The organism is Staphylococcus sp. aM (assembly GCF_052975125.1).
In genome coordinates this window covers 565,378-582,251 of sequence record NZ_CP121447.1, presented here as the reverse complement: position 1 = coordinate 582,251, position 16,874 = coordinate 565,378, and the positions used below count along the sequence as shown (strand labels likewise).

Genomic DNA, 16,874 nt, shown 5'->3' with positions numbered 1-16,874 from the left:
TAATTTCCATCTACGATTTATATCTATTGTTAAAAACGATTAATTTATTATTAATTTCAATAATTCAATCAATATACATTCTATTATTACAGATAATTTCATTATATAACTAAATGATTTCCAACAACATACATATTTAGTCTTATGACTAATCTACTATCAAATTATATTCCTAAAACTTCTATTATGTATAGTGTAGATTTAATGATATTTAAGATAATTTAGAACTGTAATTTGTCATTCTATAATTAATAACTTCTAAGACATGTCTAACTTGGTCCAAATCTTCAGAAGAAAAATCTTTTGTAAAATCCATTGCGATATCATTAATCAATGTTTTACGCTTCTCCATGTATGACTTTCCTTTTTTAGATAAAGTTATAAACTTAAGCCTTTGATCGATATTAGCATTAGGCTTTTCTAGAACAACTAATCCAGCATCTAATAACTTATTAATTCTTCTACTCACCGCCGCTTTATTAACACCTTGCTTTTCTGTAATTTGACTTATTGTCATGGATTCATTATTAAGCATAGCTAGTACATTGGATTGTTCGACAGAAATGCCATATTCATTTTGTAAATCTTTCAACAATTTAGCCGTTAAAGTATTTACATTATTAATAAACATTTCTAAAAATGCGATATGATCTTCTAATTGTCTAGTCATATATATCTCCTCAAGACCGTGTTGATTTATATAAATTATTTATTTTTCATCCTATAAATGATATCAAGAAAAATTATAAAATGAAACCTTTAAAACAGTTTTATCACAATATCTTTTGAGTTGCTTATTTATTTACTATCAACTACATTTATATGTACATACAATATAGAGGTGTGCGCATGATTCCATTGATTTTAACGTTAGTAATCATCTTGATAATCTTGTCATTATTGATCAACCAATACATCACATTAAGCGTGACAGGATTTATTTCTACTATTATATTAGGTTTCTTTAATTTAATATTTCATCTCATTACCTATAGCATTCCGTATGAATTAATTATCCTTATGCTCATTTTAATAGCATTTTGTTTATTAAAACATCATGCTATTCTGTTTAATCAGCGTGGTCGTCATTTTATTAAGCAAATGTGTTTAAGCATCATGCGTTTAATATTATTTATGAGTGCTTGCTTCTATATTAGCCTGTCACCTTTAGTTATTATTAATGGCATTGCATTATGGCTAAGTTTGATCGGTTTTACAACATTATTTGCATTTCTTTGTTATCTCACGTGGTCATCCACATTTGGTTCACGTCATTTCAATCAATCAGTGGATTTAATTATTGTATTAGGAGCAGGTATATTTACTGAAGAAGTGACACCAATGTTAAAAGAACGATTGGACCGCGCACTTGAAATTTATCATTATTCTGAACATAAGCCTAAATTACTAGTATCAGGTGGACAAGGTCCAGATGAACCTATACCAGAGTCAATCGCAATGCAACGATATTTGATTAAACAGGGTGTACCCAATGACAATATTTTATTAGAACAACAATCTACCAATACACACACAAACTTTGTATATTCTAAAGACATTATTCATGACTATTTCGTTAATATGCCAAAGATAGTATGTGTAACAAGCCAATTTCATATATTGCGGGCACTCAAATTAGCAAAAAATTTAGATATTCCAACTTATGGTGTTGGCAGTCATACGCCCTATCATTTCTTCCATATTGCTTTAATTAGAGACTTTTTAGGTGTGATGTATCAATATCGATTACTTTTAACAATATATTTTGCACTCACATTTTGGATAAGTATCATCATTTTATGGATTAAATAAAAAGTGTCTTATATACGTTACTTTTATGACGTACATAAGACACTTTTTTTATAAATATCCTATAATGTTATATGTTTTACAATCTTACCATCATCAAGATAAATCATTTTATCAGCATATTCAAATAATCGTTGGTCATGTGTGACCATAATCCCACACATATCATTATTTATAATTTCCTTTTTAATCATTTTTACAACAGATATTGCTCGTTGAGCATCTAAACTAGCTGTTGGTTCATCTGCTAGTAACAGTTTAGGATTATTCATCAATGCTCGCATAATTGCAACTCTTTGTTTTTGTCCACCCGATAACATATGAGGAAAGGCATTTAATTTGTCTGATAATCCAATGTCACTCAATAACTTCGATGCACGTTGATTTGCTTCCTTTTTTGACATTCCTGCTTCTCGTCCTACAATTGTTAGTTGGTCCAACACTGATAAATAAGGGACTAAATGTGATGATTGGAATATAAATCCAATATCCGTTAAACGGCGTTCAGTATTACGTTGAGTATTTGAAAATAATGGCTTTCCTTGATAATTAATCTCTCCTTTTGTTTGAGAAAGTAAACCACCTAGAATGGATAAAAGCGTAGATTTTCCTGAACCTGAGGCACCTGAAAGTATAATAAACTCTCCTGGTTCCACCGTGATATCAATATCTTTCAATACCTTTGTTTCAGTCTCTCCCTTACCAAATGTTTTCACAATATGGTTAACTTGTAATGACATTATTCTCCACCTCCAATTGCTTCTATAGGATCAACTTTAATAACTTTAATGAATGATAATAACGCACCGATAATAGCGACGATGATAAAAATACTAATTACTAAAAGATAGTTAATAGTAGTTAAGTGAAACGGCATTGTCACAGGTAAAATCATAGCAATACCAGCAATTATACCGACTGAAATGACTACGGATAATAATGTCACAATTAAAATTTGAAGTAATAAAGACGTCAGTAAATGTCTAGTTTTGATTCCAATTGCTTTTAAAATGCCAATTTCTGATATTTTTTGAATGGTCATGACATAGAAGAAAGCACTCAGAACGATTGCTGTAATAACGAAAAGGCTAATCACCATCATATTTAACGGTGCTTGTTCGGCTTGATAACTTGCAATGTTTGTTTTCAATTCGTCGGTATTCGTCACTTTGATGCCTGGAATATCGTTTAATTGTTTTTCTTTCTGTTGAGATAAAGTTTTAATTGGATAAAATGATGCATATTGTTTATTAATATCCTGGAATCCCTTTTGATCCATCAATACGATAGAGCTATGTGCATACATTGCATCATCAAGAATACCTGTGACTTTATATGTTTGTTGATGGTGCTTGAACTGAATAACATCCCCTATTTTAATACCTTCACCTGTCAGTTTTTGATTCACTGCAATTTGATTGTGCTTTGTAGGTAGTTGCCCTTCTTTCAAATCAAATTGTTGTTCTTGTGGAGAATACATTGTGAGTACATCTTCATCATTATTACCCGCCACTTCTAAACTTTGTAAATTCATTTGAGTAGGCTTTATGTTAGTCTCCTTATTAATTTTCATTTGCTGTTTTGGAGATAGTTGAGATTTTTCAATCTGAGGTTCTTTCATATCTTGAGTTATATAATGTGTTGATTTAAATTGATCGAACAAAGAAACATTTTCTCTAGCTAGTCCTTGTGCTAAACCACTAATAAATAGCACCATTAAGCTTAATAAGATTATGATTAACATGATTAATACATATCTAAACTTATAAAATTTAATTTCATTCCATGCTAATTTCATTCATACTCGCTCCTATACTGTGTTTGTTGATAGTTGTATCATAAGGAACATTTGTGAACTGAATATGAACTCAAGCATACATTGTTTTATAAAATTTATTCATTGTATAATAAAGTAAAAAGGAGTGTGGATATGAATCGTTGCCTAATTGTAGATGATGACCCTAAAATATTAAATTACGTCTCAACACATTTGGAAAGAGAACATTTTCATACATATACTCATACCAATGGTGAAGAAGCACTTCATTTTCTTGATAATCATCAAGTTGATATTGCAATCGTGGATATTATGATGCACGGAATGGATGGATTTGAATTATGTCATATGATTAAAGAAGATTACGATTTACCAGTTATTATGTTAACGGCGAGAGATGCACTAAGTGATAAAGAACGTGCATTTATAAGTGGAACGGATGATTATTTAACTAAGCCTTTTGAAGTAAAAGAGCTAATATTTCGTATTAAGGCTGTCTTACGTCGGTACCATATCCATACGGATGAAAAATTAACGATCGGGAATTTAACCTTACATCAAGCTTATATGGAAGTTGTTGTAAATGGTAAAACGATGACATTACCTAACAAAGAATTTCAACTTTTATTTCTATTAGCTTCAAATGAAAAGCAAATATTTTCTAGGACACATCTTATCGAAAAAATATGGGGTTATGATTACGAAGGTGATGAAAGAACTATTGACGTACATATAAAACGATTGCGACAACGATTACAGCAATTAGATTCAAACGTGACAATTAAGACAGTGCGTGGTCAAGGTTATAAGGTAGAACACCATGTTTAAAACGTTATATATCAGAATCGCTATTTATACCATTACCGTCATATTATTCAGTGCCTTTATTAGTTTTATTTTCACAAATATCTATTACCATTTTAATTTAAAGGCGTCTAATGATACGAAAATCATGACAACGTTAAAAGAAGCAAGAGATTTTGAGGGTGACAATCATAATAATCATCTTAATCATTACTTTAAACATCTTGGTCAAATGAATTATCAAATTATGACAGTTGATCAGGATGGTAAGAAAACATTCTATGGTACAAAATTTAGAAAAGATAACTTATCGCAATATCATATTAAAAGTGTGTTAAAGGGCAATGAATATCATGGTATTAAAAATAAGCCTTTCGAACTTTTTGTAACTGGCTTTTTCGATAATGAAACAGATAATACTGTAGGATTACAATTTAAAAATCATCACGAGAATGTCGCTGTCTTTATGCGCCCTGATATTGGAGAAACATTTAGTGAATTCAGACTATTTTTAGCAGTGCTCTTAACTTTATTATTATTAATCTCTATTTCACTTGTCATCGCTTCAACCTATGCCATTGTTAGGCCTGTTAAACAATTAAAACAAGGCACAGAAAGATTAATGAATGGAGACTTTATCACCCCTATCAAGCAGACCCGTCAAGATGAAATAGGTACACTACAATATCGCTTTGATACGATGCGTCAATCTTTAAAGCAAGTTGATGAAATGCGACAACATTTTGTTCAGAATGTATCACATGAAATTAAAACACCGCTCACACACATTAGACAATCATTAGTAGATTTAGAACATGCTAAGAATCAAAACGAACGTCAACAAAGCATAAATGATATCTATCAAATTACAAACCAGTTGAGTGAACTTACAAAAGAATTATTATTACTATCAGAACTCGATAATGCTCAGCATTTAACTTTCTCGGATCAAATTCAACTCGATCAATTAATCAATCGTATTGTGCGACATGAACATTACGCTATCGACCAAAAATCACTAATGTTGATGTCAGATTTAGAATCCACTTATTTCCTAGGAAATGAAAGATTGTTACATCAGGCCATTAGTAATTTAATTATCAATGCCATTAAATATTCAAATGAAGCATCACTGATTAATATCGAATTGAAACAAATAGCTCAAGGCATTCAAATAAAAGTTACAAATCAAGGTGATGTCATCGACACGTCAGAGCAATCTCATTTGTTTGAACGCTTTTACAAACGTAGTACAGATGACAATAGTAACGGATTGGGTCTAGCTATTACACAATCTATTATTCAACTCCATCACGGAAAGATACATGTTACAAGTAGCCATCAAGATGGTACAACCTTCACAATTATTTTGCCTAAAAATATATAATAATTTCAAAATCAAGAATTAAAGCTATGTGGTCAATCAGCAAAGATAATAACCACATAGCTTTATATATTAACCGTTTATCTTTATTTATCCTTTTCCAAATAATTATTATGTTTTAATGATTAATATAGAGGAGGTTACAACTGTGCAATTAAAATTATTTATTAGCCCTACTGAACAGAAACAATTTGTAGAAATCCATTCACCACAAATGGATAAAAATGTACAAAAAATAATTCAAACTGTTGAAGACATTGATCGTTTAACTGAAATAAATGGCAAATTAAATGAAGATATATTCCAACTAAAAATCGAACACATCACTAGCTTCCGTACTCAACAAAAACATGTTGTAGCAATATCAAATGGCAAAGTTTTCAATACTAAATACCGACTATATGAGTTAGAAGAACAACTCCCAAACACTTTTATTCGTATATCTAAGTCAGAAATTGTTAATCAAAATGCCATTATTAAACTACAGTTAGAAGCAAACGGATTAATACGTATGTATTTAAAGAACTTAGACGATGATTACACTTATTCCTCTAGAAGATATTTAAAATCAATAAAGGAGAGATTATCATTATGAAAAACATTTATAAGTCACTTTTCATTAGTTTAATAATTGGGTTATTGATATCTAATTTTTTCAGTTATCTCCATGCTAATGGACACTATCATCCATTGTCACCGTCTTCAACTATGGGAACCATTTATTACCATTATCTTTCAGAACCTATCATTATGTTGATATCAATGTCTATTTGGATGCTGATAGGTCTTTTATTTTCATTTAATAGTCTAATATTTAATGCTACCGATTGGAGTATTACAAAATCTACATTTATTCATTTTATTTGTAGTTATTTTCCATTTACTATCCTTGCAATCATAGCAGGTTGGTTCCCCTTAGAAATGATGAGTTTAGTTTCATACACCGTTATTTTTATAGGCATCTACATCTTGATATGGTTTATAAGTTACTTTAAAACTAAAAGAGAAATCAAAAATATTAATGAAAAAATTTACCAAATGAATTCTAATCATTAATAATAGCGCCTCACTTAATAGTAGTAAACTACTTATAAGTGAGGCGCTTTCGCTATATTATTTAACTTTTAAATGTTTAACAATTTCTTTATTTACTGCGTGATATACATCTTCATGTTCTGATAAGTTTAAACCGAATGAAGGTACCATTTCTTTAATTGCTGGCTCCCATGATTTAAAGTCATCTTTATAACATCTTTGAAGTACGTCAAACATGATATCTACAGCTGTTGATGCTCCTGGTGATGCACCTAGTAATGCTGCTAATGTACCATCTTCTGATGTAATTACTTCTGTACCAAATTGTAGGTTTCCTTTGGCATCTTTAGTATCTTTAATCACTTGTACACGTTGACCTGCCGTAATGACTTCCCAATCTTCATCTTTAGCATTTGGTAAGAAGACACGTAAATCGTCAACTCTTTCTTCATTTGAAAGCATTAATTGAGATACTAAGTATTTAGTTAAATCAAACTCTTTAACACCTGCTGATAACATTGTTATGATATTGTTTGGTTTTACTGATTTAATTAAGTCTAAGTATGAACCTGTTTTTAAGAATTTAGGTGAAAATCCTGCGAAAGGTCCAAATAATAGTGAACGTTCACCATTCACAAATCTCGTATCTAAGTGAGGTACAGACATAGGTGGTGCGCCCACTTCAGCTTTACCATACACTTTCGCATGGTGACGATTAATCACATCAGGGTTTTTACATCTTAAGAATAAGCCACTAACTGGGAATCCTCCGATATGTTTAGATTCTTTAATACCTGTTTTTTGTAGTAATGGCAAGCTTGCACCGCCTGCACCGATAAATACAAAGTCAGTTTCATAAGTTGTTACTTGATTATTCGTTAAATTTTTCACTTCAACTAACCAAGTCCCATTACTTTGTTTTTTAATATCTAATACTTCATGTTTATATTGAATTTCAACATTCTTTTGTTGTAAATTACTAAATAATTTTTTAGTTAAGGCACCGAAGTTAACATCTGTACCAGTTTCATCATAAGTAATTGCAACTGGTTCATCATCTGTTCTACCTTCCATCATCAATGGTACCCATTCAGCAATTTTGTTTCTATCTTCTGAAATTTCCATTTTACCGAATAATACATTTTTTTGAAGACTTTCTACGCGTCGTTTTAAGAATTCAACATTGTTAGTACCTTTTACGAAGCTCATATGTGGTACTGATTGGATGAAGTTTTCAGGATTTTCTAACTGACCTGTTCTAACTAAATATGCCCAAAATTGTTTAGAAATCTGGAATTGTTCATTGATTTTAATCGCTTTACTAATATCTACAGATCCATCTTTACCTTCTTTAGTATAGTTCAATTCACATAATGCTGAATGCCCTGTACCAGCATTGTTCCATACGTTTGAACTTTCTTCGCCAGGTTGATTTAACTTTTCAAATACTTTAATTTCTTTGTCAGGCGTTAATTCTTTTAATAATGTTCCTAGTGTTGCACTCATAATACCGCCACCAATTAAGATGACGTCTGTTTTGCTATGTTGTGTACTCATAACAAATACAGTCCCCCTTTTTAGTTGATTAATGAAACATCAAATGATCTAGACTTATATTAAAGCGCTTTCTAATTAGATAAAAAATAAAATCAATAATGTTATTCTTTTCTAAACATCATTTTGTCTTAGTTTTATTATTCATGAAATCTAGTCATAATCACTCAATCCATTACCTAAAACATGACACTTAAAACATTTTATATTGTACCATATCATGACTATTTTAATGAATACAATCACCTATTGTACAATATAATTACAATTAATCATCTTAGGTTAATTCAATTGAAATTAATATTTATCTATATTTCAACCAAATAGATGTTTTCTAAATATTGGTAATATATCTATTTTAACATATTCGTTTATCTATTTTGTAAACTATGTCATGATATAATAATTAAAAATTCACAAAACATAAGAGGTGTTCAAATGAAGTCGTTCACATTTTTCATGCATAATATCTATGCCATGGGCGGTACAGTTAAATCGATTTCGCAGCTAGCTAACACATTAGCTGAAAAGGGTCATCCTGTTACGATTATTTCAGTCTTTAGAGGCAAGGATCATCCCTATTTCAAATTACACAAAGATATCAAAGTACAAGTTTTAGTTGATTATCGTTTAAAACCAACTCATTTCAATGCTATTTTAGCAAATCGTATCAAAAAATATACACCCCTGTTAAAGCCTAAACGCATATCTCAATATGAACCTGGATTAAATCAATTTTCGAGTTACGTTGAGAAAAAGATGATTAAAGCGATCAAACGTGTATCAACAGATGTCCTAATTGGTACAAGGGCAAGTTTCAATATCTTAATTGCTAAATATCAGAATAAAAATGTTACTACCATTGCTATGGAACATATGAATTTCAATGCACATGATCAAAAATTCCAAAATCAAATCATTAATGCCTACCGCAATGTTAATAAAGTGACAACGTTGACTACAGCTGATCAAGCTATATATCAATCTAAACTAAAAACGCCTGTTTATGTCGTACCAAATATTGCTAATAATAAACGCATCGCTGCTCAAAAGAAAAATATTATTCTTGCAGCAGGCAGATTAGAATACGAAAAAGGATTTGATCTCTTATTAGAAAGTATCAGATTAATTCAAGATGATTTAAGACATTTAAATTATGAGTTACATTTATATGGTGATGGACAAGAGAAAGACCATTTAAAACAATTTATCGACCAATATCAATTAAAAGATATCGTACAACTTTATCCTGCCACACCATCCCTTAATCAAAAGTTAGCTCAAAGTAAAATCACTGTCATACCATCTAGAAACGAAGGGTTTGGTATGGTGATATTAGAAGCTATGGCACAAGATAACGTAGTTATAAGTTTCGATGGGAATACTGGCCCTGATTCAATCATTAAAAACGGTAAGAATGGTTACTTAGTTGCTCATGATGATACATCACAACTTGCGAAACGTATCGATTTAACGATGCATAATGATGATGAACTACAACACATTCTTCAAGAAGGACATGAGACACTTCAATCATATTCTGCAGAAGCCGTATATCACGACTTCATGAATATGTTCAATTAGCTTTCATTCATTAAATATCTTGTACTAAAAAAACTGATTTCTCGATCATCGAGGAATCAGTTTTTAAATGCTTATTTAATTTATTCTTACAATATCACAGATAATATAAATGTCCAGATACAAATGAAGATAAGTAATCCAACACTGTATCTTAAAGTCATTTTTAATAGTTCTGATTCTTTACCTACTTCTTTAACGGCTGCAGTTGCAATAGCAATGGATTGAGGAGAAATCAATTTCGCTGCTACGCCACCGACTGTATTAGAAGCGACCAATAATGAACCACTTGTACCAATTTGTTGTGCTACAGATGCTTGAATAGGTGCAAATAGTGAGTTGTTATTCACAACTGAACCGGTCATGAATACACCAATCCAACCTAGTATTGGAGATAATAATGGGAATACATCGCCTGTTTTTGCAATTCCTTGACCCATAGCACTACTTAAACCACCATATGTTGTAATTTTAGAGATAGCTAAAATAAAGCAAATTGTTAAAATCGGTAACCATAACTCTTTAAATGTTACGCCAAATAAACGCCCTGCGTCACCAAATCCAACTTTTTTAGACATTAATACAGTAATAATAATCGTAATTAAAATCGCTGTACCCGTTTGTCCAATCAGGTTCAATGATAATGTGATTGGTTTATGTGCGACTTCACTAAATGTTCCTGGCAAATTAAAGTTCAATACTAAGCTTGATAATTTACCTTTAGGCAAGAATAAATTTTTGAATGATGGTGAGCTCCAAATCATAACTATAATCGTTAAAATGACAAATGGACTCCACGCATATAATATTGATTTAGCACTGTGATGTTTAACTGGTTCAGGTTCTACATCTTTTTGAACTCTAAACGTATGTTTAGGTTGGAATTTTCTAGAGAATAATGCTAAAGCTAACATTGATGCTAATGGTGGAATGATATCTGCTAATTCCGGTCCATTAAATACGGTTAATAAAGCTTGTAATACAGTATAAGTAATTGATACAACTAAGATTGAAGGTAACGTTTCTTTAATTCCTTTGAATCCATCAATGATAAAGATTAATAAGAACGGAATGAAGAAGTTGATAATAACTAAAGTAAATACAGATGTTTGAGAAACGCCCATAGCTGATACATCACCAGGTAAATGTAAAGTATCTATAACACCAACTGGTATACCAATAGCTCCAAATGCACCTGAAGCCGCGTTTGCAACTAAGCATAACATAGCAGCTTGTAATGGTCTGAAGCCTAATTGTGCTAATAATAATGCACAAATCGCAATAGGCACCCCAAATCCAGCAGCCCCTTCTAAAAAGGCATTAAATGAAAATCCAATTAATAACAATTGAATACGTTGGTCTTGCGAAATACTCGTGATACTATCTTGAATCGTTGAAAACTGACCAGATTCTAGTGTGATTTTATAAAGTAATACTGCCATCATAACAATATAACCAATAGGAATAATACCTTGGAAGAAACCTTCCACAACTGCGCCTGAAGCAATACCTACTGGAAGTTTGAAGAACGGAATTGCGATTAACAGTGTTACAACTAATGTTGTCACTGCCGCATAAATCCCTTTCATTTTAAAAACAGTTAAGCATAATAAAAACAGAATAATAGGGATTGCAGCAATAATGCTAGATAACACTAAGTTATCAAATGGATTGAATGAATTTACTAACATAGCTTGACTCTTCCTTTACTATAAATTTTGTTGTCTCTAGCTAGATTTATATCAAAAATTAAATTATTAATATCTATGATTGTGACTTTTCATTAAATTATATTCATTTATTACTTGTGAACTTTTTCACAATTAAAATATATCATCTTCTAGTTAAAATTACAACATTGTTTTTATAGTTTTTCTCAATTATTTAATAATATTCTCAATCACTCATTCTTTTAAATTGTATTCGAATGTGAAAACGATTTTTTCATTAAAGATAAGTGCCGCATGATGTATTCATTCGACTCACGTGATAAAATAGGAAGAATAAATTTAGTCTAAAGAGGTCAACGATATGATAAAGCAAATTAATATTACTAATTTAGAAAATATAGATATTCAACTCACGAAAGCTTTAGATGAAGGCTACACTCATTTTGCCCCTTATTCGAATGACATGATGATTCATCAAAAAATGCTCGAGGCTGTAGAGTTAAAAAGTACTTCAATCATTGTTGATTATACAATCGACAAATCATATCTAAATGATTGCCGTTATTTTGGGCTTGAAACCATCGATTTTATAGACTGGGTGAAAAATATTAATCATTATCCAAATGTGATTTTTGAAATTAAATCAGCCTTGTCGCATTTAGAAAAATTCAATATTGAAACTATATTCGATTTAGCTTTAGTTACAATTTTAAAAGGCCAACTTGCTGTCGATGGACATGTCGTCTATGATTTCAAAGCACCAATGCAAACAAGCACAGAACTTTGGTCATCTATTGATAAAGATAATATAAGTAAAATCAATCAATTCTATTTAAATACGTTAGCTTATGAACATCGTCAAAAAGTACCTTTTCCTAAATTCACTTTTGATGACCATAGTGACTTAAGATATTCAGATTCAGTGTTATTAAGTACAAAATTCAAATTACCAAAATGGATGTTCAAACCATTTAAAAACCATTCATTAAAAAAGCATAGAGAAATAAGTTATATCTACGATAAAGATTCAACGGTATTGAAAGATCATGTTGTCTTTATTGGCTTTGATTATGGATATCGTGGCAATTCTAAATATTTATTTAGTTATTTTGTTAAGCGTAATCCAACTATCAAAACTTATTTTGTGACAAATGATAGACAAGGACCACATTTTATATCGCCTGATGATTCAGAGACCCAAGCGATGATTGAAACAGCTCGAGTTGTAGTTACTGAAAGCTATATACCAGATAACATCAAACCTAATGGTACTATTATTCAACTTTGGCATGGTACACCAATTAAAAAGTTATTTTTAGATAGTCGAGAACCTAATCAAAACTTAAATATTTATAATTACAGAGCTCGTAAATATAATAAATTAGCTAAACAAGATTATTTAGTTTGTGACTCTAAACTAGCTATGGATAAGTTCCATTCAGCTTTTCCAACACATCATACTGACGTGTTACCAATTGGTTATCCAAGAGTACAATATTTATTAAATAAACTGGATGAGTCTTCATTTCATGAACAACTTAAACGTGAATTGGAATGTGATTTAAATAAACCTGTGCTATTATATGCACCGACATGGGTTTCAGACCATCATGATGATGCATTATTACCGATTTCAGAACAATTATTAGCTAAATATAATGTCATATTTAAAGGACACGTTGAAAGCGAGCATATAGCTCATTTACCTGATGGCGTGATTTTACCCCAAAAAGGTATTGAAACACAGGACCTATTACTTATTTCTGATGTTGTTTTAACAGATTATTCTTCAATTATCTTTGATGCTTTAACAATAGATAAACATGTGTGTCTATACACACCGCATCATACTGAATATGTCGAAGAACGTGGTGTTTATAAAGACGTTATTAAAAGCTTATCTAATGTTTGGTATACCGATGCTGATTTGTTAACACGCGATTTATTAAATGATATGGTTCCTAAAAATCACAATCCATACATCAATAAGGATAACCAATCATTACAATACTTAACTCAATTAATTCAAGATGAACTAAAATAAAATTGGTTTTGATAAAAAGCGTACCACAAATAATGAGAGTTTGTGGTACGCCTTTTTCGTAATATATCTATTCAGATTTTTAATCTATTTTCCATAAGCTGGATCAACAACAACAGGTTGACCTTGACTATTTACTGTAACAACAGAATAAACACCATTTTGTTGTGGATCTTTGAAACTAAATACGTATCTGTAATTACCATTGTTACCTTCAATACCATAGTCATTATACGTTTTATTATGATTACCATATAAATTAGCTTCTTGTTTAGCAATATCTAAGGCAGTTTGGAAGTTTGGTAATTGTTTAAGTGCTTCTGATTGGTTCACATTGTCTCTTGTTAAGCTTCTTGCAACATTTGCTGCATTGGTACCATGATAAGGTGCTACATAACCGCTAGTACCTTGTGTAGATTGTGTACTTTGGTTTGATGAGCCTTGATCATTATTATTACTTGGTTGCTGATTATTGTTTGTAGCACTATTATTATTTCCATTCGCATTTTGTGCTTGTTGATCTGAACTGCTTCCATTATCATTGGATGTTGCTTGTTGGTTATGATCACTATCTTGGTTATTACTTGTTGAATTGCTATTGTTTGAAGCTACGTTATCATTTTTATCTTTGTCTTTGTTTTTATCGCCTTTATCTTTTTCTTTATCAGACGATTTATCCTTTGAATGATCATTAGACGCTTTATCTTTCTGTTCTGTTTTCGACTGATCATCTTTAGAACTATCTTTGTCCTTACTACTATCATCATTCGAACAAGCCGCTGCGCCTAAAACTAAGGATAAAGCTAACAAACTCGTATACAATTTCTTCATTAATAAAACCTCCTATAGTATATTAATAAACCATTCAAACATCTTCAGCCCATTATCAATGCATTTACATTGATAATTAAAAACATAAAAAAGGGCATAATATTTAATTACTTATAAATATTATACCCTAATTTTATTAATTTTTCGTATTATTTTAATAAAGATTAACCTTCTATATCTTTATGAATTAAATCTCCAATATATTGAGATGCTGTACCTTTATCAATTGAACAGAATCGATTATAAAATGCATCAATTTTATCTTGATAGTCATGTTGCACCTTATCTAAATCTTTAAGTTGTTTTGCTAATTCATAAGGTTCTGTGAAAATAGGACCTGGTAAATCTTTTTTATAATCCATATAGAAGCCTCGTAATCCTTTGTCATATTTATCAATATCATATGCAAAGAAGAATTGAGGGCGTTTTAAAATACCGTAATCAAACATAACTGAAGAGTAATCTGTAATGAGACAATCACTCACTAAGAATAACTCTGATACATCGTTATAATTAGAAACATCCACAGCAAAGTTTTCAAATCCTGTTAAATCAATCGCATTTGAAATTAAATAATGCATACGTAAAAGAATAACATAGTCATCGCCTAATTCTTGATATAAATTATCTAGGTCGATTTTTAGTTCAAATAAATACTTACCTTTACTTACGAACTCGTCATCTCTCCAAGTTGGTGCATACATAATGACTTTTTTATCTTCAGGGATATTTAAGTTCTTTTTAATTTCATTTTTAAACTCTTCATCATCTGCTCTATTTACTAAAATATCATTCCTAGGATAACCAATTTCTAACATTCTAGGTTCATCCATCCAAAATGCACTTTTGAAAATTTCAGTAGAATATCTGTTTGGAGAAATTAAATAATCCCATCTTGATGTTTCACGATTAAAGTTACGTTTATATTTAGGTGTCGTCGTACCTGGCATACGCACTACTTTCATATCGTTCGCTAAGCGTTTCAATGGTGTGCCGTGCCAAGTTTGAATGTACGTTTGATTTTCTTTCTTATTTAAATATAATGGTAATCGCGCATTTGAAACCCAATGACTCGCTTCCGAATACGCTTTATAATATGCCTCTGAATTTCGTTTAACTGTTTCCGCATTACCTGGAACCACATGGTTTTTCGGATTTTTAAAAGACCATACATAACGGTAATTTGGATAATATTTTTGCATATATTCATAAATATATTTAGGACTATCGCTGTAGTTTTTACCACCGAAAGATTCAAATACAATCGTTTCTGGCTTAACATTGTCTTCTTTATCTGTTAATTCATAAATTGAACGGTCTTTGTTCTTATTACGTAAAACAACATTTTTAACGTGTCTTAATGTTTTTCTGAATTGATTCACTTGGAATGCTTTTTCAGTATCTTCATTCATTAATAAAATCGTTTCAATTTTATTGATTAGATGTTGATGTTTAATCAAGTTCACATTTAAATAACGTGCAAGTTCAACAAGTGTTTCTTTATGTGCAGCATATCGTTTCTTAATATCATGATGTGTAGGATCAAAATCTCTCGCAATTTGTTGTTCTAATTTATTAATAATAAATGATTTAGTCTCTTTATGAGTGACACGTGCCATTGCATCGTAGAACATTTTGACATAATCTTCGAATAAGATGTCAAAGTCTTGTTCACTCAATGTTTTACCATCAAATGGATCATACACTTCTCCACGATAATAGAATGAGAAATTCGTAATTCTCATAAATTTATTAACATATTTTGAATACTCAATAACGAATGACCAGTCTGTATACACATTTAAATCTTCATTAAACTTTAAATCATGTGCTCTGACGATGGCCGTTCTAAAAATAATGTTACAAGCAGTTTGCTTTCTTAAAAATGAGTTAATGTTACGTTTACCATCAAAATAGTTAACTTTTACTTTGTCTAAGTCAACATATTGTGGCTTTTTAAGCATAAATGAATGCACAGGTGCAATTAACCCATCTGTATAATTAAATTTATCTAAGTAAAAAGTAATTGCATAAGAAGCTAATTCGTCATCTGCGTCTAAGAACATGAAATAAGGGGTTTCTACTTCCTTCATTGCAACATTACGTGCGTGGGCATGTCCTTGGTTTTCTTCTAATTTAATGTAATTAACTTTTTTATCATAATCTTTAAGAGATTCTTTCATCAACGCTTCTGTTTGATCTGTAGAACCATCGTTAACTATGATAACTTCAAAATCTTGAGTACGTTGTTGCTTAATACTTTCTATACAACTTTGAATATACTCCTCTGAATTATAGTAAGTGACAATAATCGTCAATGAATGCATCTAATACGTCCTTTCCAACGTTAAATCTTTTTATATTTATCTAATTATTTTAATCATAATT

General features: G+C 30.7%; 14 protein-coding genes. 7 read left to right on the top strand and 7 right to left on the bottom strand.

Annotation, left to right across the window (positions count from 1 at the left end; genetic code table 11):
• Positions 1–211: 211 nt before the first annotated feature.
• Positions 212–670 carry a MarR family winged helix-turn-helix transcriptional regulator gene (locus P7F85_RS02645; RefSeq protein ID WP_046464429.1) on the bottom strand — a complete coding sequence of 153 codons (459 nt, stop codon included), beginning with the start codon at positions 668–670 and terminating at the stop codon, positions 212–214.
• Between the two features lie 179 nt (positions 671–849).
• On the opposite strand from P7F85_RS02645, the gene P7F85_RS02640 reads away from it, so the two are divergent.
• Positions 850–1,812, top strand: coding sequence for a YdcF family protein (locus tag P7F85_RS02640; protein WP_002466296.1), 963 nt, complete (start codon positions 850–852; stop codon positions 1,810–1,812).
• A gap of 59 nt (positions 1,813–1,871) precedes the next feature.
• On the opposite strand, the gene P7F85_RS02635 is transcribed toward P7F85_RS02640, so the two are convergent.
• Both P7F85_RS02635 and P7F85_RS02630 read right to left on the bottom strand, forming a co-directional pair.
• The gene (locus P7F85_RS02635; RefSeq protein ID WP_002466308.1) at positions 1,872–2,549 is read right to left on the bottom strand and encodes an ABC transporter ATP-binding protein; all 678 of its coding nucleotides are present in this window, start codon (positions 2,547–2,549) and stop codon (positions 1,872–1,874) included.
• On the bottom strand, positions 2,549–3,607 hold the full coding sequence (locus P7F85_RS02630; protein ID WP_002466288.1) for an ABC transporter permease: 1,059 nt from the start codon (positions 3,605–3,607) through the stop codon (positions 2,549–2,551). The genes P7F85_RS02635 and P7F85_RS02630 overlap by 1 nt, the downstream gene beginning before the upstream one ends.
• 132 nt (positions 3,608–3,739) lie before the next feature.
• Between P7F85_RS02630 and P7F85_RS02625 the strand changes: the two genes are divergently transcribed.
• The 4 genes from P7F85_RS02625 (at position 3,740) to P7F85_RS02610 (ending at position 6,830) form a co-directional block, all read left to right on the top strand.
• Positions 3,740–4,414, top strand: coding sequence for a response regulator transcription factor (locus P7F85_RS02625; RefSeq protein ID WP_002466309.1), 675 nt, complete (start codon positions 3,740–3,742; stop codon positions 4,412–4,414).
• Positions 4,407–5,777 carry a HAMP domain-containing sensor histidine kinase gene (locus tag P7F85_RS02620; protein WP_015364750.1) on the top strand — a complete coding sequence of 457 codons (1,371 nt, stop codon included), beginning with the start codon at positions 4,407–4,409 and terminating at the stop codon, positions 5,775–5,777. The genes P7F85_RS02625 and P7F85_RS02620 overlap by 8 nt, the downstream gene beginning before the upstream one ends.
• 145 nt (positions 5,778–5,922) lie before the next feature.
• Positions 5,923–6,369 carry a LytTR family DNA-binding domain-containing protein gene (locus tag P7F85_RS02615; RefSeq protein ID WP_015364749.1) on the top strand — a complete coding sequence of 149 codons (447 nt, stop codon included), beginning with the start codon at positions 5,923–5,925 and terminating at the stop codon, positions 6,367–6,369.
• Positions 6,366–6,830, top strand: a complete 465-nt coding sequence (locus tag P7F85_RS02610; protein WP_002467372.1) for a DUF3021 domain-containing protein — start codon at positions 6,366–6,368, stop codon at positions 6,828–6,830. The genes P7F85_RS02615 and P7F85_RS02610 overlap by 4 nt, the downstream gene beginning before the upstream one ends.
• Positions 6,831–6,887: 57 nt before the next feature.
• Here P7F85_RS02610 and mqo read toward each other — a convergent pair whose 3' ends face one another.
• Positions 6,888–8,366 carry a malate dehydrogenase (quinone) gene (mqo, locus tag P7F85_RS02605; protein WP_002467378.1) on the bottom strand — a complete coding sequence of 493 codons (1,479 nt, stop codon included), beginning with the start codon at positions 8,364–8,366 and terminating at the stop codon, positions 6,888–6,890.
• Between the two features lie 435 nt (positions 8,367–8,801).
• Between mqo and P7F85_RS02600 the strand changes: the two genes are divergently transcribed.
• Positions 8,802–9,947 carry a glycosyltransferase family 4 protein gene (locus P7F85_RS02600; protein ID WP_002467381.1) on the top strand — a complete coding sequence of 382 codons (1,146 nt, stop codon included), beginning with the start codon at positions 8,802–8,804 and terminating at the stop codon, positions 9,945–9,947.
• Positions 9,948–10,033: 86 nt separating this feature from the next.
• On the opposite strand, the gene P7F85_RS02595 is transcribed toward P7F85_RS02600, so the two are convergent.
• On the bottom strand, positions 10,034–11,635 hold the full coding sequence (locus P7F85_RS02595) for an L-lactate permease (protein WP_002467374.1): 1,602 nt from the start codon (positions 11,633–11,635) through the stop codon (positions 10,034–10,036).
• Between the two features lie 340 nt (positions 11,636–11,975).
• Between P7F85_RS02595 and P7F85_RS02590 the strand changes: the two genes are divergently transcribed.
• The gene (locus tag P7F85_RS02590; RefSeq protein ID WP_002467379.1) at positions 11,976–13,658 is read left to right on the top strand and encodes a CDP-glycerol glycerophosphotransferase family protein; all 1,683 of its coding nucleotides are present in this window, start codon (positions 11,976–11,978) and stop codon (positions 13,656–13,658) included.
• An 84-nt stretch (positions 13,659–13,742) separates the two neighbouring features.
• Here P7F85_RS02590 and P7F85_RS02585 read toward each other — a convergent pair whose 3' ends face one another.
• Entirely contained in the window at positions 13,743–14,486 is a 744-nt protein-coding gene (locus P7F85_RS02585) for a hypothetical protein (RefSeq protein WP_046464430.1), read from the bottom strand.
• Between the two features lie 164 nt (positions 14,487–14,650).
• Entirely contained in the window at positions 14,651–16,813 is a 2,163-nt protein-coding gene (locus tag P7F85_RS02580) for a bifunctional glycosyltransferase/CDP-glycerol:glycerophosphate glycerophosphotransferase (RefSeq protein WP_002467387.1), read from the bottom strand.
• Positions 16,814–16,874 lie beyond the last annotated feature (61 nt).